Source organism: Enterobacter sp. SA197, from assembly GCF_054131575.1.
The window spans coordinates 3076534-3095490 of the sequence record NZ_CP096393.1 but is presented as its reverse complement, the minus strand read 5'-3'; the positions used below and the strand labels follow the sequence as shown (position 1 = coordinate 3095490).

The window sequence follows — 18957 nt, the reverse complement described above, 5'->3', positions numbered from 1 at the left end:
GCCGGGAAGAGTTAATTTCCTACCCGGCTTTTACTCTATCAAATATTTTAGAAATATCGAACTTAAGATTAAATCCCTTATGCGCTATAATTTATTGATATTCATTTCCTTTGAAAATATAAAACCATTCATTCCACAACTAGAATTTATGACAAAAATAAACACTCCACTAGGTATATTATCCATGAGTCCGTATTCATCCGATACCCACTTAGGAATTACTGTGTATTTTTCTATGGAAAATATAATGTTTTGGTTTTCGAATGGCGTAAGCACCCAGTCATATATATTACTGAATATGACTTCGTAAGATGCTCCTGCCTCTGTTTTAACGCTAATTATCAGATTGTTACCTTCATTCCTAGATTTGACACCAGTAATAATGGCATCATGTAGATCCACATTACACATTATATTGATTCTCCTGGATCTAATGGTCTTCCTGGACCTCTTGTTTTATTAGGTGCTTTTGGTGATGAATATGACCAATCATGTGCATGAGGATCTCCTGCGCCATGATCATGTCCATAATCAATATCTTTAACAGGCTTCCCATTCTCATCGTATCGTCTGGATTGCTGTAATGTGCCTGTTTCTGGATTTGTCTTATTTAAAATACCATTTTTTGGACCCGTGTCACCGTTTTTGCCTTCAGGCAGCCGATTTTTTGTCCTTTTTCGTAGCGTGCCAGTGGCGTAAAGCTGCCCGGCTCGTATATCCAGCGGATGGTGTTTTGATGGTCCGGCGTACCGTCCGGGGTGACCGGGATTTCTTCCACCATCTGGTCGCCGTTCCAGTGAAAGTCCATACCGGGTTTGCCCCGGTTCGTGCACTGCCAGGTCTGGTGTTCCGGCAGGTGCTTTCATAACTTGGCAGGGAAATGACGTTTTACTTTGTTAATATCTTTTGAATATTGGCAAATTGTTCTTCTGCCCTTCTAACAAAATCAGTCAGCAAGTGTTTATTGACTATATTATTTTTTTCTATATAAATGTAACCTGATGAGTCTGAAAGGTCTGCGTGATAAATTATTCCATCTCTTGATGATATTTCAATAACTATCTCATCATATGCAATGTCATCTTTTAAAGTATCGGTGATCAATATGCTAAAATAAAATTTTGAGTTTGAATCTATATTTTTAACCTCGATCGATATAGATTTAATGAAATGATGTTTGCATTTTTCTTTCAAAGTGCATAATTCTTTGAAAATAAGTATGTTCATATAAAACTAGGCTCCACATGAATCTTTTATTGTCCTTGTAAATGGCGATATTCTATCCGTGCCACGGGTTTCAGCCCATTTTCTCAGTTTTGACATATCGGGATCGTTTGCGGGTCTTTCCGAAGCATGATTTTTACCATCCTGAACTATATCTAATCCTTTCTCATTGAGAACTTTTACGTTAAGCGTTTGATATTTCCCATTTGGTTTTTCGATAGTTGTTGATATCCTGTATTTGTATCTTTACCGGGACGTGGCGTTAAATTTGAATCAGTACCACTTCCCATCCGATAAACTGAGCCCTCAGTTAAAATTTTAGTCAACCCCAGCGGATCAATCCACTTCAGCGGATTTGTCACATACCCGTACGGATTGACCCCACCCAATAACCCCACCGGGTCCGCGCTCAGATACTGCCCGGTATCGCAATCATAGTACCGGAAGCGGTTATAGAACAACCCCGACTCGTCATCGTCGTACTGGCCGGGGAAGCGCAGGCGGCAGGTGGGGGCACCGTCTTTCTGGCGGCCTTCCTCCCGGCCCCATAACTGTTGCTTACCCCGCCAGACGAGGGTGCCATCTTCGGTCAGCAGTTCCTGAATGCGTCCCACCGTATCCGTGATGGCATAAAGCAGTTGCCCCTTCTCGTAGCGTGCCTTTTACACTGTTCCAATAAATATATACACTAATCATTTCCATTGACTTGGTTGGGTCTTGCTTGGGAGATTCCCGCCGTACGGGCATTACTGTTGTTGTCAGCGGGTCGCTAATCGTTTCCGACGTATCCGAAGGGATAGGTGAGAATTCTACTCCTGCTCTATTTTCATCTTGGGAATTATTACGCTAAACGTTTTCGCTTTTCTCTTTAGATAGTTCTGATTACTTATACTTTTTCAACCTTGATGTTTAGTTCGCAATAAAACCCATTTAATTCCTCGTCGGCTGTGATTAATTCATATGTTATATTTTCATTAACAATAGTTCGTGTATAGCAAGTTAGATGAGGGTGTTGAATGAAAGAAACAAATGTGGTTAATATATTTTTCAACTTTGGCATGTTATTCTTGGCGATCGAAAATGTAACAATATATGCATTCTCATTTATTTCAATATCCACATTATTAATATCACTTTGAGATGAAAAGAAATCATTTATCTCAAAATAAATGCCTGGATCGGTTATAAGATTTATATTTTTAATTTTTTCACAAAACATGTTTCACCTCTGTTTCGGAATGTAAGAACCATCATTCGTGCCTTTGGGGTGAGAATATACAGTTATAATTTTTTTTGTATATTCATCCGTAATGATTGTATTTCCTCGTTTATCTTGATAGCGCCAGACAGGTTTGCCTGTTTGTTTATCAATTTCTTTAACCCTTTTCGCTTTGTTATTATTTATGATACTATCAACTAAGTCGGAAGTGAAATTACGCTCATTCGCTCTTATCGCTCCATGCTCTGTAAATATACGATCATATGGGGTTTTGCCACCTGGCTGAATACATACACAAACCAACCCCAGCGGGTCAATCCACCTCAGCGGATTTGTCACATACCCGTACGGATTGACCCCACCCAATAACCCCACCGGGTCCGCGCTCAGATACTGCCCGGTATCGCAATCATAGTACCGGAAGCGGTGGTTGTTTAGTGGGCTGAACAGCGGCGGGTAAAGAAAAATAAGCCGGGAAGATTTAATATTCCTCCCGGCTTTTTACTATTTCAAGATACCCGTTGGTTATACTTATCCAAGGATTGAGATCTTACAAAATCGCTAGGATCGTTTTCAGACATCTCTTTTAAAATAGCGAGAGGTAACCCTTTGTTATATGTTAATCTTGTTCTAATACCCTCATCTAAATCTCTAGAAAATAAAAGATATATATCTATGTCAAGTGGGTATTTAGAGCAGATTGCATCCCGTACTAAAGGATCGTTATCTTTTGAAAGACGACCTATTATTTCTCTAGGAATAGTTCTATTCCTTGCCACCCAAACTCTCATTTCTGGATTTTTTGCAATGATTTCATTCCATACCGAAATGGGTGCTTCCTCTGTGCTGGCTCTATTGTATTTGACGAAAGTATCACTATTTCTTAATTCTATAAACTCTTCAGGTGAATTAATCATAAGCAACCCTATTTCTTGACAGATATGCTTTTACAATCCTTCTTGGCAATGTTTTTCCCTGTATCACCTTTATGCTTATCTGGCATGAACTGGCCATCTTTATCAGCATCTGCGATCCATTCCAGGGATGTGGAATTTTCTGTGTAAATTTTATAGGCTGAACCACCATGTCCGGTTGTATCTTTTGACCACCATAATCCTGTTTTTCCATCTTTATAATATTTTTCTTTGAAAGGCCTACCTTGCAATATAGCTGTCGGCCTATCTCCATCGATTTGCCAGCCAGTAGAACCAAGCGGATCGATCCAAGAGTGAGGATTTGGCGTATAGGCATAGAAGTTTATACCTCCCTCTAAACCCACCGGGTCCGCGATCAGATACTGCCCGGTATCACAATCATAGTACCGGAAGCGGTTGTAGAACAACCCCGACTCGTTTGTATTGAAGTTATAAGAATGATTAGTTGAATTTAGTTAGGATTATTTATTATTTTTTGAGCGCTGCTCCATTACTTTATACTAGAATTTTTAATGGGTGCCAGTTAACGCAAAAGCCGATAAGTTGAAAGAGATCCTTTAGGGTATTATTGAGAATTTCAATAATTAAATAATTTAGGGTCGTATACAGAAATGACACCGATATGAGCGGTTTTTAACTCGTCAGGCAAAGGATCGTCAATGTCTGGTTCAATAATTATTCCTGGTACTTCTTTGCTAACAAAACCTTCGTCACATTCATCATAGAAAAAATCTCTCCCTATTTTTTTTATAGGCGACCCGACACTTAAGTTCTTATATAATCCTAAGTACCCATTGATTGCGGATATCTTATAAATAATTCCGCTTCTAATATCAATTCCTATCTCTATGGGGTAGTCGGGTAGTAAGTATCTCACAGAGAATAATGAATCCTGTTTGTATTTTACAAATTTACCTTTAAGTAAAAATTCATATTTTAACAAAGGCTCACCAAGAAGAATTCCTCCCAATCCGTTAGCTGGTTTTATTTCAGACCTTATATCTATCATGTTAATTCCCTTCAACCGGAAACCTTACAGTTCCTTTAGAGCCAGACGAGACCTTCCAATAAGGTGCTCCATTATAATGTCTTGATGAACCTGGATGATATTGAATATATCTGTCAGTTACATCAGTACTTCTAGTGTTCAGTTCACGAAGAGTAAAACCTCCCGCGCTACGAGATTTTCTCATTTCTCCCGAGATCCAACCAATAGGTACGCTACCTAATTCCCCTAATAAAGATTCTGGTGTATGCCCTTTTAAAACCATTGGATCTTTAAATATAGTTTCAATACTGTTAAGTGATGCTTTAAAAGGTTTTGGTGCATCCTTTTTACACAGCCCCAGCGGGTCAATCCACCTCAGCGGATTAGCCACGTATCCGTACGGATTGACCCCACCCAATAACCCCACCGGGTCCGCGCTCAGATACTGCCCGGTATCGCAATCATAGTACCGGAAGCGGTTGTAGAACAACCCCGACTCGTCATCGTCGTACTGGCCGGGGAAGCGCAGACGGCAGGTGGGGGCACCGTCTTTCTGGCGGCCTTCCTCCCGGCCCCATAACTGTTGCTTACCCCGCCAGACGAGTGTGCCATCTTCGGTCAGCAGTTCCTGAATGCGTCCAACCGTATCCGTGATGGCATAGAGCAGTTGCCCCTTCTCGTAGCGTGCCAGTGGCGTAAAGCTGCCCGGCTCGTATATCCAGCGGATGGCGTTTTCATGGTCCGGCGTACCGTCCGGGGTGACCGGAATTTCTTCCACCATCTGGTTGCCGTTCCAGTGAAAGTCCATACCGGGTTTGTCCCGGTTCGTGCAGCGTTTACTGATGCGTCTGCCGAACGGGTCGTACCTGTACTCCCACCGTTCGCCGTCCGGTGTTTCCAGCCCGGTTAACCGGCTTCGCGCATCCCAGCGGTAGCGCCAGAGGAGAGGGCGGTAGCCGCCCCTGTCGATGGCTTTCTCCACCAGACGGCCGTTAACGTCGTATTGCCAGGTGACCTCTTCGGTCCTGATTTTAACGAAATGCCCGTCCTGTGGTTTACCGGTATCGGGGTGGATGCGCGAGGTAAGGTGACGGTACGTTCTGTGTTCCCGGTAAACCACCCGGCCATGCTGCTGGCGCTGATGCGCTTCGCTTTCCATCACCTCATTGACCCATGTCTGGCGGCGGGCGATATTCAGGCTCTGGTCACAGGTCAGGCGCTCTTCACGCATCGGCACATTTTTACTGCCCGTCCAGGTGGCGTGGTTTATCTGGTCGTTTGCCGTCAGGCTGTTGACCATCGTGCCCCGGTGGGAGTCGGCCGTCATCGTCAGGTTGTACGCTTTGTCATACAGGTACTGGCGGTGCAGGGCACTGCTGTGCTGCTCTGCCAGCATCCCGGTCTGCGTCCAGCCCTGCCGCTGGTCAAACCCGGCGGCGCTGGCCCGGCGGATTTCCTGGCCGCGCAGGTCGTGTTCAACGGTCAGCGGGGCGTGGTCTGCTATCTGCCACGCTTTCAGCTCCCCCGTCAGACCACGGCTGAAATGCTCCGTGATACCGGCAGTGGTGCGCTGTGCGACATAATCCTGCTGCGCATCGTAACGGTACGCAGTCCGCCTGCCGTTGAGGGTTTCCGCCCAGCCCGGCTACCTGTTACTCACAAAGACCCGGCCTGCACTTTAAGAGCGACTGGCTGGCTGAGGCGGGTTTTGACACCGGGCGCGGCGTGACGGTGCGGATTTCGCGGGGTGCATCGTGCTGATCGCCGACGGCGACGAGTGCAGGAGCTGCGCGAGCAGCTTTACCAGGTGCTGCAGGTGGTTAAGGGGGCGGTTGTTAAGTGGATCGAACGGCGGCGAGTAAATAAAAAATAATCCGGGAAGATTTGAGAGGATCTTACCCGGCTATTGAAATTATGAAGTTGGTATTTCAACAGAAAAGTCAAAGCCTAATAACCCGGTTTCTTCATCACGTTGCTTAAATTTATCAGTAACAAAGACACGGCTAATATCTTCCTCGATTGAAAAAAAGATATTCATCGCTAATGTTTTCAGAAATAATAACAGGATTTTCTATCATTAATTCATTTGGATATTCACGATAAACAGATTTTTCTTTATCAAAGTAACCCGACAAGGGATTAGTGGGGTTTTACTCATAAAACCTTTTATTTTTACATTCGGTAATAACAGGAAAGTGCGGGTCTCTGGATATTAGGGATGACTTTTGGTATATTCAGTGCGCTCTCACTGGCAACCTGGAACCGCCATTCTCTTTCAGATATCTGACCTTAACATAATCAATGGTCAAGTAAACATATTAATATCATCAAGAGCATCTTCAGCTCTCGGTGATATAATCTAATTTGAACGTGCTATTTTGTTTTTTAAGAAAGGAATCACTATATCTTTATTTTTTTTCCATTTACCCTTTCTAAATGTCCCAAACAAGTCAAAGCTAATCCACTAATATCATCATCAGGATCATTTGCCATCCTCATTAGCTCTTCCCCAGCCCATTCCACATCACTTATATTATAGGAAATATAAAGAAGAGTTTTAGTTAGCTTGCTTGAATCACCAGAGTCAAGCAGTTTTTCTAGATGTAGTTTATTTTCATCAACCACAAATTTTTCCTTTTCTTGTTGTCTTGCCAGATTTGGTCAACGCAGGCTGCTGTTTTTTATCTAAAGCATCCCAATCACGTACGTACCCATGATATTCGTCAATATTATCTGTTAAAGCTCGGGTTTTATCTAATACAACAATTTCATTATTAGCAATATCAATACCAACTCCCGCCAACCCTAATAGTCAAGGACAGAGAGTCTACCCAACCAACAAATCACACTGTAGATTCCATTCATACATGTCTACAACTAATACATCATATCGTGATCTTCTGGTAACACCATTCTACTTCATAATAAAAGCTGAGAAATATCACACATTTTTCTGGCGATATATTATTTTCATTTCTTTATATCTGACAAAAAAATCACTTAATGCATCACTCTCATCCTGAGAGAACAGTAATATTATTTTATCCCAGGAATGACCATTTATTTCATAATAATCTTCAATGTAAGATTGAAAATTTGCAAAAACTTCCATATTAACAATGTCTTTAGGCTCTCTCATTTGCCAACCATCTAAAAACGCTTTTAGAGCTGATATAGTATGCCTGCTCAAATATAGAGCCGGTCTTTTTTCTATCATATCAATTAACTTAATAATATCATTCATAATCAAAACCTTGTAGAAGTAATTGCATACTCACCTGGGGAGTATAGATCGTTTAACCAGTCCTGGTATTTAATACCTGATGGATTCATATTATCAAAAACGGTATCACCTACTTTTATTGCCTCATGATGTCCATTGGTTGCTATATTCTTGCCTACATTATCGCTCCATACATTACCGAAAGCACCTTGTTTATTGTTAGTCTCAAGGATGAGATGTTCACCATTTACTCCTGCTTGTTGCATTTTGTTTTTTAGTGCATTTGCAAATTTATCACATTGAAAAAGCTGCTTAAACTTATCACTGATTGTTGTTGCAAGATTTCTTGTTTTCGCTATATCACAAACACTTAGTCCTAAAGGATCAACATAACCAAGCGGATTTGATACGTATGAGTACGGGTTGACCCCACCAGCTAAACCCACCGGGTCCGCGCTCAGATACTGCCCGGTATCGCAATCATAGTACCGGAAGCGGTTGTAGAACAACCCCGACTCGTCATCGTCGTACTGGCCGGGGAAGCGCAGGCGGCAGGTGGGGGCACCGTCTTTCTGGCGGCCTTCCTCCCGGCCCCATAACTGTTGCTTACCCCGCCAGACGAGGGTGCCATCTTCGGTCAGCAGTTCCTGAATGCGTCCCACCGTATCCGTGATGGCATAAAGCAGTTGCCCCTTCTCGTAGCGTGCCAGTGGCGTAAAGCTGCCCGGCTCGTATATCCAGCGGATGGCGTTTTCATGGTCCGGCGTGCCGTCCGGGGTGACCGGAATTTCTTCCACTATCTGGTCGCCGTTCCAGTGAAAGTCCATACCGGGTTTGTCCCGGTTGGTGCAGCGTTTACTGATGCGTCTGCCGATGTAAAGCGTTCTTCACGCATCGGCACCTGGCTGCTGCCCGCCTACTGTAACGGGATGCGGGATCTGCGCGGGCAGCTTTACCTGGTGGAGCCGACTTTTAAGGGACTTAAAAGCGTGAGGATGAATGTGCTGAATAACAGTGAGTAAATAAAATTAGATGGGAAGATATAAAATCTTACCCGGCTTTTATATTTTTACTCACCACCGTATTCTATTGTGGCTTCTAAGGCGCTTCGTAGCCAGTCCCAAAAATTATTAAACTCTTTTACATTCTCATAGCCTTCACCGGCATAATCATGAATTATAACAACTTTTCCGTGTTTATCTTTCTCCCAACAAGCAACATCATCATTATCTTCTCTTCGAGCAAAGGGAACTAATTCTCTGGACGGATATCGCTTCTTCATCCCTTCATATCTGGTTCTTAGCCGCTCATCTTCCATAATGATCCAAGGGTCAAAATAAATTAATCCCTGATCAATAATCCTTTTAAACGAATCAGGATAAGAGAACCATGCAGGTAACTCATTGACTGTTAATAATTTTTCCATGTTAATCAGGTGATCCTATAATAATTGAACCATCAGGATATCTATTTCTATACCCCGCCGATTGATTTTCTATGCGTAAGTCAACAGCATCGCCCCATGTCGAAGGATTATTTTTCCTCGTTCTAAATCTTTCAATATATTCTGTAGGTAATGCTTCTGAGGCATCATGAACACGAGCTTCAACTTTAACTCCAGCTCGTGATGCAGCTAAGACACGAGTATTATCGATAGTTATTAATTTACCATTCGGCATTCTGATTACATCGATAGAATCGCCTTTCCAGCCATTAGCTTTCATATTATTTACTAAATCAGCAGTGCCATTTACAGAACTCTGACTAAAAAGAATATCGTTTGGATCTAATTGCTGAACATCACCCTTACACAGCCCCAGCGGGTCAATCCATCTCAGCGGATTTGTCACATACCCGTACGGATTGACCCCACCCAATAACCCCACCGGGTCTGCGCTCAGATACTGCCCGGTATCACAATCATAGTACCGGAAGCGGTTGTAGAACAACCCCGACTCGTCATCGTCGTACTGGCCGGGGAAGCGCAGGCGGCAGGTGGGGGCACCGTCTTTCTGGCGGCCTTCCTCCCGGCCCCACAACTGCTGCTTACCCCGCCAGACGAGGGTGCCATCTTCGGTCAGCAGTTCCTGAATGCGTCCCACCGTATCCGTGATGGCATAAAGCAGTTGCCCTTTCTCGTAGCGTGCCAGTGGCGTAAAGCTGCCCGGCTCGTATATCCAGCGGATGGCGTTTTCATGGTCCGGCGTGCCGTCCGGGGTGACCGGAATTTCTTCCACCATCTGGTCGCCGTTCCAGTGAAAGTCCATACCGGGTTTGTCCCGGTTCGTGCAGCGTTTACTGATGCGTCTGCCGAACGGGTCGTACCTGTACTCCCACCGTTCGCCGTCCGGTGTTTCCAGCCCGGTTAACTGGCTTCGCGCATCCCAGCGGTAGCGCCAGAGGAGAGGGCGGTAGCTGCCCCTGTCGACGGCTTTCTCCACCAGACGGCCGTTAACGTCGTATTGCCAGGTGACCTCTTCGGTCCTGATTTTAACGAAATGCCCGTCCTGTGGTTTACCGGTATCGGGGTGGATGCGCGAGGTAAGGTGACGGTACGTTCTGTGTTCCCGGTAAACCACCCGGCCATGCTGCTGGCGCTGATGCGCTTCGCTTTCCATCACCTCATTGACCCACGTCTGGCGGCGGGCGATATTCAGGCTCTGGTCACAGGTCAGGCGCTCTTCACGCATCGGCACATTTTTACTGCCCGTCCAGGTGGCGTGGTTTATCTGGTCGTTTGCCGTCAGGCTGTTGACCATCGTGCCCCGGTGGGAGTCGGCCATCATCGTCAGGTTGTACGCTTTGTCATACAGGTACTGGCGGTGCAGGGCACTGCTGTGCTGCTCTGCCAGCATCCCGGTCTGCGTCCAGTCCTGCCGCTGGTCAAACCCGGCGGCGCTGGCCCGGCGGATTTCCTGGCCGCGCAGGTCGTGTTCAAAGTTCAGCGGGGCATGGTCTGCTATCTGCCACGCTTTCAGCTCCCCCGTCAGACCACGGCTGAAATGCTCCGTGATACCGGCAGTGGTGCGCTGTGCGACATAATCCTGCTGCGCATCGTAACGGTACTCAGTCCGCCTGCCATTGAGGGTTTCCGCCCAGCCCGGCTACCTGTTACTCACAAAGACCCGGCCTGCACTTTAAGGGCGACTGGCTGGCTGAGGCGGGTTTTGACACCGGGCGCGGCGTGACCGTGAGGATCACGGAGGGGTGCCTGACCATCATCGCGGACAACAACGAAGTGCAGGAGTTGCGGGAAGAACTTTATAAGGTAAAACAGGTGGTGAAGGGGATTAAGGAGTCGGTTGTTTAGTGGGCTGAACGGCGGCGGGTAAATAAAAAATAAGCCGGGAAGATTTAATATCCCCCCGGCTTATGAAAATAGATCGCCAAAAGATACCCTATAATTTATTCACCCACGTTCTCATGTAATTGACATCCCCATCAAAAATAAACCCGTCTCCATTATCTGGTAAGAATAGCTGACCAGCATCAAATCTTAAAAATAATTCTTTTTTTGCTTTTCTCTGCTTTATGGAAAAATCATCATTCCAGTTCAATATATCTTCATTACGTTTTCTTTCATCAGATAAAAAAATCACAACTGAATTATCCAATTGCTCATAAGAACAATAAATTTTCTTAAGCGTAATATCGAAATCTAAATCACCAATGATGTTATATGTAATAAATAGTTCGTTTCCAGACGATTCAATGGTCCTTTCCACCAACGGTATTGAGCCTAACATCCTATTATCTATTGTATTTCTCATGAAAACCTCGCTAAGGAACGATAATTATCCCGGCTTTAGTTCCATCACCAAAGATAATATTATAGTGCGGATTATTATCGTGTAATGGATTTTTGGAATTATGAACAACATCAGATAATGGATTTTTCACATTATATAAATCACCCCGATATGTTCCCGCTGGCTGTTTCCATACATCACTGAACTTAGTGCCACTATAAAGCTCACCAGACCTTGCAGGGAAATTTTCAACATGAGGTCTAAGATCTGGCATGTTATCTAATAATGCTCTTGCTTCATCAACACTTCTAACCGTGACATCTTTGCCATTTCGTAGATCAGATATATTACGGCGTTGTTGGGCATTACATCCAGTAAGACCAAGCGGATCGATCCAAGAGAGAGGATTTGCCACATACCCGTACGGATTGACCCCACCCAATAACCCCACCGGGTCCGCGCTCAGATACTGCCCGGTATCGCAATCATAGTACCGGAAGCGGTTGTAGAACAACCCCGACTCGTCATCGTCGTACTGGCCGGGGAAGCGCAGGCGGCAGGTGGGGGCACCGTCTTTCTGGCGGCCTTCCTCCCGGCCCCATAACTGTTGCTTACCCCGCCAGACGAGTGTGCCATCTTCGGTCAGCAGTTCCTGAATGCGTCCAACCGTATCCGTGATGGCATAGAGCAGTTGCCCCTTCTCGTAGCGTGCCAGTGGCGTAAAGCTGCCCGGCTCGTATATCCAGCGGATGGCGTTTTCATGGTCCGGCGTGCCGTCCGGGGTGACCGGAATTTCTTCCACCATCTGGTTGCCGTTCCAGTGAAAGTCCATACCGGGTATGTCCCGGTTCGTGCAGCGTTTACTGATGCGTCTGCCGAACGGGTCGTACCTGTACTCCCACCGTTCGCCGTCCGGTGTTTCCAGCCCGGTTAACTGGCTTCGCGCATCCCAGCGGTAGCGCCAGAGGAGAGGGCGGTAGCCGCCCCTGTCGACGGCTTTCTCCACCAGACGGCCGTTAACGTCGTATTGCCAGGTGACCTCTTCGGTCCTGATTTTAACGAAATGCCCGTCCTGTGGTTTACCGGTATCGGGGTGGATGCGCGAGGTAAGGTGACGGTACGTTCTGTGTTCCCGGTAAACCACCCGGCCATGCTGCTGGCGCTGATGCGCTTCGCTTTCCATCACCTCATTGACCCACGTCTGGCGGCGGGCGATATTCAGGCTCTGGTCACAGGTCAGGCGCTCTTCACGCATCGGCACATTTTTACTGCCCGTCCAGGTGGCGTGGTTTATCTGGTCGTTTGCCGTCAGGCTGTTGACCATCGTGCCCCGGTGGGAGTCGGCCGTCATCGTCAGGTTGTACGCTTTGTCATACAGGTACTGGCGGTGCAGGGCACTGCTGTGCTGCTCTGCCAGCATCCCGGTCTGCGTCCAGCCCTGCCGCTGGTCAAAACCGGCGGCGCTGGCCCGGCGGATTTCCTGGCCGCGCAGGTCGTGTTCAACGGTCAGCGGGGCGTGGTCTGCTATCTGCCACGCTTTCAGCTCTCCCGTCAGACCACGGCTGAAATGCTCCGTGATACCGGCAGTGGTGCGCTGTGCGACATAATCCTGCTGCGCATCGTAACGGTACTCAGTCCGCCTGCCGTTGAGGGTTTCCGCCACAACCCGGCTGGCCTCGTTATATTCATACGCCACCGTGGCATCAGTGTTTTTCGCCTCCACCAGACGACACAGGCTGTCATAGCGGAAGGTGGTGTGGCTCAGCGTGCGGTCGCTGTCGCCGTGCGTGACCGTTTCGTCTGTCACCTGGTCGGTGACGTTAAAGCGCCGGTTGAGATGCGTGCCGTCCGGGAAGGTGGTGCGGATGCAGCGGCCTGCGGCATCATACTGATAGCGCAGCGTGCGCCCGGTGAAGTCGGTTTCGCTGATGAGCTGCCCGGCTTTGTCGTATTCCAGACGGTAGTGCTCACCTTCGGCATTGATGATTTCGGTCAGACGGGTGAGCTTGTCGTAGCGGCATTCGAGCCGTTCGCCGTCCGGGCGGATGAGGGCGGTGAGCAGGTCGAACGCGCCGTACTCATAGCGTGTGGTTCTGCCTTCTCCGTCGGTAAAACTTTCCGGCAGCTTTTCGCTGTTGTGGCGCATCAGCTCCCGCACGCCGTCCGGTCGGTTAACCTCTTCCACACTGCCCAGTGGACCGGCATGCGTTTTGCTCTGGCGGAACTGCGTGGTGAATCCCAGCGGGTCCTGCACGCTCAGCAGGCGACCCAGGACGTCCTGCTCAGTGTGCGTCACGCCGCCGTCGGGGGCGATGGTTTTTCGTACCTGGTGCAGCGCATCGTAATCCCACTGCCAGCCTGCGCCGCCGGGCATCACCTGCCGGAGTAAATCGCCCTGCTCGCTGTAGCTGAACTGCTGCTGCCGGCCCTGCGGGTCGGTGAGGCTGACCATGCTGCCCCGTTCATCATACGCCCACTGCCAGACCTGATTACCCGGTGCGGCCAGGCGGGTGAGTTGCCCGGCATCGTTGTAGTCATAATACAGGCTGTAACCGCCCGGCAGATTGACCCGGCTGACGTCGCCGTCATCATTGTAGTCATACGCGGTGGTCCGCCCGGCTGCGTCGGTGTGGGAAATGAGCCGTGTGTTCTCCCGGACGGTGAAGCTCTCGCGCCCGAGCGGGTCGAGGCGGCGGGTGACCAGACCGTCGTCGTCATACCAGTAGCGGGTCTCACCGCCTTCGGCGTCGATGTAAGTGGTGCAGTATTCTTCGTCGTTATAGATAAACCGGTCGTCATAATACCCTGCTGTTGACAGGGTGCCGATGGCCCGGCCCAGGGTGTCATAGCTGATGTCGACGCAGGTTTTAGCCGTATCCCGCCAGCGGGTCATAAACCCCTCCGGCGAATACTCATGCCACAGACGGGAGAACTGGAAGGTGTCGCAGCGGACAAGAAAGCCGTGCTCATCATACTCACAGGTAACCAACCGCTGCGGCTGCGGTGCGACGAGGTCAATGCTGCGCAGTTGCCCGTCCTGCCAGCCCAGCGCGAGCGTGTGACCGTCGCTGTGCTGGATGGCGGTCAGCCGCCCGTCGGTGTGGATAAACTCAGCCCGGTTGCCGCAGGCGTCGTGCAGGGCGCAGAGCCGGTACTCACCCTGGTCTGCGGGCGAGAAACAGCGTGTCTGCCGGGAGTGGCGGTCAAACAAGGAGAGCGTTTCCCCCAGTTTTCCGGAGAGCCGCAGGTTTGCCTGACGCGAGTTAACCGCGTTGTGGAACACACCATCCCAGGCGACAGGGTAATAAAGCACCACGCCTTCATGATCGGTAAAGTGCAGGTTGCTGCCGACTATTTTCAATGAGACAGACCAGTCATCCGTCCATTTCGGGCCAAATATACCGCCGACCGTGGCACGGGAGCGGTAGAAGCGTGAGAGGGTCAGCGGCAGCGAGCCGGGAAGTGTCAGGACGCTGAGTTGCTGGATAAAATCACCGGTGCCGACGTTTACCGGGTCACCTTCGCAGGTGCCGTATCTTGAACAAGTCCCTTCGCCTTCATCGCCCTGTTTCTTTTTTTTCCCCTTGACGTTCGCGCCATCCCTGTTGCCGCTCATGCCATTGGCTTTACTCAACAACGCCGCACCGGCAATTGCCTGGACGGCAATCATCAGACCGCGATTCTCTGGCGTGTCGATAGCTTCGTAGGTCTGGAGTGCCTCGCCACCGATCTGCCCGGCAATATTACGCGCGGTCTCAGGAGAGAGGCCGTAGTAGCCCGATGCATATAACATCCGCCCGATTGCCTCACTGTTCATTGTTCCGTCGTTAGTGTGGTCGGTGAAGGCATCAGACCAGGCATTTCGTGTTTCGACCATGTTTTGCGTGGCGTTCCTGCGGGACGCGCCTTCATGCGCAAAAGCACTGAACAGGGCGTCGAGGAAGCTTTTTTCTTCGGGGGTCTCGGGCTTAACGCCGGCGTCAGCAAAACCTGAAAGTACGTTCATGGCGGGGGGCTGGCCGAAGATCATTCCGGTGGTGTTGCGGTTGTTCATCCAGAACGTATCACCATGCCGCAGAACCGCTTTGCCTCCCACTTTTACCGTCGTACTGTGCTGTAACGGCTCGCAAATATCGCCCACGGTTCGGCTGGCGACGCCCTTTGCCGTGCCGGGTTTGTCCCCTTTTGTCTGCGGGATATAGCTCTGATCCAGAACCAGTATGGGGCGACTATTCGCTTTTACCGAAGGAACCGTGTCCACTGAGTCATCCATATTAGCGGTAACGGAATAGGGGATCGGGGGCGTTGAGTCACCACGCGGCGTTTTACAGACATCCGGTGTTAAACTGATAACGACCCATGCGCTGTCCTTGCGCGAAATATAATTAATAGCCATTTTTACATCCCTGTGTTGTAGCGAACCTCTGTCACGCGGGCTTCAATGTCGAAGCGCATGACATAGCGCCAGGTCATCTCTACGGTGAGCGTATTTGTGTCAATGTTCAGCGTGTCGAGGTGCATCTTCTGCGGCACAAGGCCACCGTTATTCAGGCGCAGTAAAATTCGTCCCTCGTGCGGCGGCAGGGCAAAACGGATATCACCCTCCGGGCTGAACCCCGTCAGCACGAACGCCAGACCCGGCAGAGGGAAAGGGATCCGTTGATCATCCGGGGCGCAGTTCCAGTAGCTGAAATTAAAATCATCCGGTAAATCGGGGTGTCGGGTCTCAAGCCATTGCTGGTCATAGGTGCCCGCCAGTGACAGGCGTGGCAGCCAGGCACGGCTAATCACGCCAAAACCCGCAGGCTGGTATTCCGGCGCAAGCCAGTCGGCTTTCCCGTTCAGGCACTCAGTGAACTGCTTCAGGGTGAAAGGACTGGTCAGTACCATCATGCGGGGAGCTTCAATCTGCTGTAGCTCGCAGGCCCGCAGATACCACGCCTGCGTGTAGCCCAGCCCGAGTGGGTTTACCGGACAGGCCATATGCGCCAGCGGCGGGTTGCCTGCTCTGGGATGTTCCTGCTGCTGCGATTTAGTAAGACGGTACTCCTGCGGGATACGATCAGCGTATTCGCTGTCGGGTTCGACAAGACATTCGCCACCAAAGGCGTAGCGGTAATCGAGGGGCAGGGAAGTGAACGGCTCCGGTTCAGTTTCATACCACTGTCCGGTTAACATCTGGCGCTGATAAAACCGTCTGCCGGTTATGCGCAGCTTTTTATCTGTCAGCACCTTGCCTGTCGATGAGCGGATCAGCAACCCTGCCGTCATCTCCGGCACAGCAACGCCGCCAGGCGTGTAAGCGGTGCCAGTGATAATTATATCGCAGGCGGGTTTCAGGGGGGCAAGATCGCTTTCGCGCAGTACCGGTGAGCGGTTGATTTCCCCGGCATATTCATCTTCCATGCATAATGGGAGTACCGGGTTTTCTAATAATTGGGTCTGCCATTGGCCGTCTTCATCTTTAAAAAGACGAAAGCCGGTTTTCATGACTACCACGCGATGACGTTCGTTGTGTTTGTCGTCCATGGCGTACTGCATCACTGAGAATGGCGTCAGATTGCGAAATTCCATTTTTCACGCCTCAGTTAATGAATACGTCTTTGCCGTTGATATGCACCGGGCCGCCTGCGGTGAAGTCAAACTCTGTCCCGGTAATCGTCACTTTCCCACTTTTTTCCATTTTGATTGAGCAGGCACCACAGACAAGCTCAATAAGATCGCCTGAAATGACCTTCGTTTCCCTGGTGACATCAAGGGTGTAGCTTTGCTTAACGTTGACGTTCTGATCCTTTATCACGGTTTCGGTGTCATTCCCTGTCACTGTAATAAACTGGTTGTTGTCCACATTTTTTCGGCGATCATGGATGACATGCAGCTTCTGGTCATTGTGAACAGTAATTTCCTGATCGTTTGCCACTGTTGTTTTCTGGTCATGACCGCCCTCTTTTTTAGTGCCTACGTTAATGGTTTGCCCCACTTTCACGGTCACTTGTTGGTTATTGTCCACTGTCTCGGTATGGTCATGGTTTACCCTGGTGGTTTTGTCATTCAGCACTTCGGTCTGCATATCCTTCTGTGCATGCATGTAGATATGTTCATTCGCAGTGGCATCCTCAAAACGCAGTTCGTTAAACCCTTCACCTTTATAGGTTTTCGAGCGGATGGTCATTTGCGTTTTAGTGGCGGGTAGGCTGCCCGGAGAACGATTATCCTGGTGATAGGTGCGTCCCATGATGATGGGCTGATCCGGGTCGCCGTTGAGGAAATCTACGATCACTTCTTGATTGATACGCGGAATAGCGAGATTACCGAATCCCGGTCCCGCCCAGGCCTGGGAGACACGGACCCAACAGGAACTGTTCTCGTCTTTTTGGTTATATCTGTCCCAGTGGAATTTCACCCGCACACGACCATGTTCGTCGCAGAAGATCTCTTCTCCCGCCGGGCCGGTGACGATGGCACTCTGGGGACCGTCAACTGTAGGTTTAGGATGCGGAGTGGAACGCCAGGTTCTGTCTGCCGGGATTGCAGCAAAATGATTGTGCAGCGTGGTGCCCCGCCTCTGGCTGCCATGAAGCGCCTGGGGCTGTTCCCCTGAAAGAACGCTGCTGACCACCTGCCACTCCCGGTTCAGGGTTTCCTGAGGATGATTTTTCAGCGTAAATCGCGTCCCAGGCCACAGTTTTGGTGAGTTGCTGGAGCCACCGGCTCTCTCCGCACTGTTACGCAGGCCGTCCATCTGGTATCGGGAAAACGCCTGCCCGTGCGACTCATCCTTGAATCGCCCTGGATAATCGAAGATTTCATACTGTGTGAGCTGGTTATTTAGATTCCGGCCTTGCTGGTTATACTTACCTTCCCAGTCTGGGGTTTTAAAAGTGTAATCTTTACTCAGTACGGAGGAGGGGCGGATATTGGCTTCATAAGTGAAGGTGCTGATACATTCGGTGGTGACTTCCGTTGTAGTGTTCGGGTTGAAAGTAATGGCATCTGCTGTCTGAGAGAGTCCGGCTACATCGTCACATAATGTCAGTTTTTGCTCTGAACTGTCTGGTGACAGTTTGTCATAGAAGAAAATCCCTTCCTCCGCCCACAGGCGAGACAAAAATGCCAGATCGCTTTCGCCATACTGCACGCAAAATTCACGGGGCGGGTGGTCTTCATTAAAGGAAGGCATCCAGTCTGTCACGCCATTTTCCTCCAGCAGGGTGGAAGAAATCGTCTGAATATTCTGTTGCTGGAAAATACGAAAGTTCTGTCGCAGACTACAGCGCCATAAGGGGGGCTGAATACGGAGACAATATTGCATCTGCCAGCGATTATTCTCCTTCATCCCGAAGCCAGTCACCACCCCGGTGACGCAACGCAATACCTGAATTCCTTGCCAGATAGTTAAAATTACCTTTTTTTCCAATAAGTTTTTTGCTTCCAGAGTAAATAGCTTGCTGGCGACATTAATATCTAATGTAAATGGTTCGGAGTAGTGTTGTGTTAACCAGAAGCTCACGACGGCAAAAGTATCTACCTCCTGTCCGTCTACCTGAAGTGTAAAACGCAGACCTTGTAATGACATAATTGCCTCTGTACTGAAGAATGTAATTGTGAAAAATAATCAG

Annotated in this window: 20 protein-coding genes and 4 pseudogenes; 5 read left to right on the top strand and 19 right to left on the bottom strand. The window is 48.9% G+C overall.

The window, feature by feature from the left end; translation table 11 throughout:
• Positions 1-84: 84 nt before the first annotated feature.
• The 9 genes and pseudogenes from M1D91_RS14655 to M1D91_RS14615 all read right to left on the bottom strand — a co-directional run bounded on the left by M1D91_RS14655 (position 85) and on the right by M1D91_RS14615 (position 5762).
• On the bottom strand, positions 85-411 hold the full coding sequence (locus tag M1D91_RS14655) for a hypothetical protein (RefSeq protein WP_437431383.1): 327 nt from the start codon (positions 409-411) through the stop codon (positions 85-87).
• Between the two features lie 199 nt (positions 412-610).
• Positions 611-808 carry a hypothetical protein gene (locus M1D91_RS14650; protein ID WP_437431382.1) on the bottom strand — a complete coding sequence of 66 codons (198 nt, stop codon included), beginning with the start codon at positions 806-808 and terminating at the stop codon, positions 611-613.
• 80 nt (positions 809-888) lie between these two features.
• A complete protein-coding gene (locus tag M1D91_RS14645) occupies positions 889-1227 on the bottom strand; it encodes a hypothetical protein (RefSeq protein ID WP_437431381.1) in 339 nt (112 codons plus the stop codon).
• Positions 1228-1403: 176 nt separating this feature from the next.
• Positions 1404-1838 (bottom strand): RHS repeat-associated core domain-containing protein, encoded by a 435-nt coding sequence (locus M1D91_RS14640; protein ID WP_457975815.1) that lies wholly within the window; start codon positions 1836-1838, stop codon positions 1404-1406.
• Positions 1839-2743: 905 nt separating this feature from the next.
• Positions 2744-2881 (bottom strand): annotated as a pseudogene (locus tag M1D91_RS14635) (RHS repeat-associated core domain-containing protein); the annotation flags it as partial.
• A gap of 71 nt (positions 2882-2952) precedes the next feature.
• Positions 2953-3360 (bottom strand): hypothetical protein, encoded by a 408-nt coding sequence (locus tag M1D91_RS14630; RefSeq protein WP_437431379.1) that lies wholly within the window; start codon positions 3358-3360, stop codon positions 2953-2955.
• An 8-nt stretch (positions 3361-3368) separates the two neighbouring features.
• Positions 3369-3794: pseudogene (locus tag M1D91_RS14625) on the bottom strand (RHS repeat-associated core domain-containing protein); the annotation flags it as partial.
• 161 nt (positions 3795-3955) lie between these two features.
• Positions 3956-4387: a hypothetical protein gene (locus M1D91_RS14620; RefSeq protein WP_437431378.1), complete on the bottom strand. Its 432-nt coding sequence runs from the start codon at positions 4385-4387 to the stop codon at positions 3956-3958.
• A 1-nt stretch (position 4388) separates the two neighbouring features.
• On the bottom strand, positions 4389-5762 hold the full coding sequence (locus M1D91_RS14615) for an RHS repeat domain-containing protein (RefSeq protein WP_457975814.1): 1374 nt from the start codon (positions 5760-5762) through the stop codon (positions 4389-4391).
• Here M1D91_RS14615 and M1D91_RS14610 point away from each other — a divergent pair.
• Positions 5730-6095, top strand: coding sequence for a hypothetical protein (locus tag M1D91_RS14610; RefSeq protein WP_457975813.1), 366 nt, complete (start codon positions 5730-5732; stop codon positions 6093-6095). The genes M1D91_RS14615 and M1D91_RS14610 overlap by 33 nt on opposite strands.
• Positions 6014-6239, top strand: a pseudogene (locus M1D91_RS14605) (SymE family type I addiction module toxin); the annotation flags it as partial. The gene M1D91_RS14610 and the pseudogene M1D91_RS14605, both read left to right, overlap by 82 nt.
• A gap of 527 nt (positions 6240-6766) precedes the next feature.
• Here the strand turns inward: M1D91_RS14605 and M1D91_RS14600 are convergent.
• The 4 genes from M1D91_RS14600 to M1D91_RS14585 all read right to left on the bottom strand — a co-directional run bounded on the left by M1D91_RS14600 (position 6767) and on the right by M1D91_RS14585 (position 8416).
• Positions 6767-6991: a hypothetical protein gene (locus tag M1D91_RS14600; protein ID WP_437434555.1), complete on the bottom strand. Its 225-nt coding sequence runs from the start codon at positions 6989-6991 to the stop codon at positions 6767-6769.
• On the bottom strand, positions 6984-7169 hold the full coding sequence (locus M1D91_RS14595) for a hypothetical protein (RefSeq protein ID WP_437434556.1): 186 nt from the start codon (positions 7167-7169) through the stop codon (positions 6984-6986). The genes M1D91_RS14600 and M1D91_RS14595 overlap by 8 nt, the downstream gene beginning before the upstream one ends.
• A 138-nt stretch (positions 7170-7307) precedes the next feature.
• A complete protein-coding gene (locus M1D91_RS14590; protein WP_437434557.1) occupies positions 7308-7610 on the bottom strand; it encodes a hypothetical protein in 303 nt (100 codons plus the stop codon).
• Between the two features lie 2 nt (positions 7611-7612).
• On the bottom strand, positions 7613-8416 hold the full coding sequence (locus tag M1D91_RS14585) for an RHS repeat-associated core domain-containing protein (RefSeq protein WP_457975812.1): 804 nt from the start codon (positions 8414-8416) through the stop codon (positions 7613-7615).
• Here M1D91_RS14585 and M1D91_RS14580 point away from each other — a divergent pair.
• Positions 8405-8611, top strand: coding sequence for a hypothetical protein (locus M1D91_RS14580; protein ID WP_437434576.1), 207 nt, complete (start codon positions 8405-8407; stop codon positions 8609-8611). The two genes, M1D91_RS14585 and M1D91_RS14580, sit on opposite strands and share 12 nt — an antisense overlap.
• A 47-nt stretch (positions 8612-8658) precedes the next feature.
• On the opposite strand, the gene M1D91_RS14575 is transcribed toward M1D91_RS14580, so the two are convergent.
• Both M1D91_RS14575 and M1D91_RS14570 read right to left on the bottom strand, forming a co-directional pair.
• The gene (locus M1D91_RS14575; RefSeq protein WP_437434575.1) at positions 8659-9015 is read right to left on the bottom strand and encodes a hypothetical protein; all 357 of its coding nucleotides are present in this window, start codon (positions 9013-9015) and stop codon (positions 8659-8661) included.
• Between the two features lies 1 nt (position 9016).
• The gene (locus M1D91_RS14570) at positions 9017-10444 is read right to left on the bottom strand and encodes an RHS repeat domain-containing protein (protein WP_457975811.1); all 1428 of its coding nucleotides are present in this window, start codon (positions 10442-10444) and stop codon (positions 9017-9019) included.
• Between M1D91_RS14570 and M1D91_RS14565 the strand changes: the two genes are divergently transcribed.
• A complete protein-coding gene (locus M1D91_RS14565) occupies positions 10412-10777 on the top strand; it encodes a hypothetical protein (RefSeq protein ID WP_457975810.1) in 366 nt (121 codons plus the stop codon). The genes M1D91_RS14570 and M1D91_RS14565 overlap by 33 nt on opposite strands.
• Positions 10696-10899, top strand: a pseudogene (locus M1D91_RS14560) (SymE family type I addiction module toxin); the annotation flags it as partial. The gene M1D91_RS14565 and the pseudogene M1D91_RS14560, both read left to right, overlap by 82 nt.
• An 88-nt stretch (positions 10900-10987) precedes the next feature.
• Here M1D91_RS14560 and M1D91_RS14555 read toward each other — a convergent pair.
• From M1D91_RS14555 to tssI, 4 genes are read right to left on the bottom strand one after another with little or no spacing between them, the layout of a single operon-like run.
• On the bottom strand, positions 10988-11359 hold the full coding sequence (locus tag M1D91_RS14555) for a hypothetical protein (protein ID WP_437434580.1): 372 nt from the start codon (positions 11357-11359) through the stop codon (positions 10988-10990).
• A gap of 10 nt (positions 11360-11369) precedes the next feature.
• Positions 11370-15734, bottom strand: coding sequence for a PAAR-like domain-containing protein (locus tag M1D91_RS14550; protein ID WP_457975809.1), 4365 nt, complete (start codon positions 15732-15734; stop codon positions 11370-11372).
• A 2-nt stretch (positions 15735-15736) separates the two neighbouring features.
• Positions 15737-16912 carry a DUF2169 family type VI secretion system accessory protein gene (locus M1D91_RS14545; RefSeq protein ID WP_437432757.1) on the bottom strand — a complete coding sequence of 392 codons (1176 nt, stop codon included), beginning with the start codon at positions 16910-16912 and terminating at the stop codon, positions 15737-15739.
• Between the two features lie 10 nt (positions 16913-16922).
• Positions 16923-18914 (bottom strand): type VI secretion system Vgr family protein, encoded by a 1992-nt coding sequence (gene tssI, locus M1D91_RS14540; protein ID WP_437432756.1) that lies wholly within the window; start codon positions 18912-18914, stop codon positions 16923-16925.
• Positions 18915-18957 lie beyond the last annotated feature (43 nt).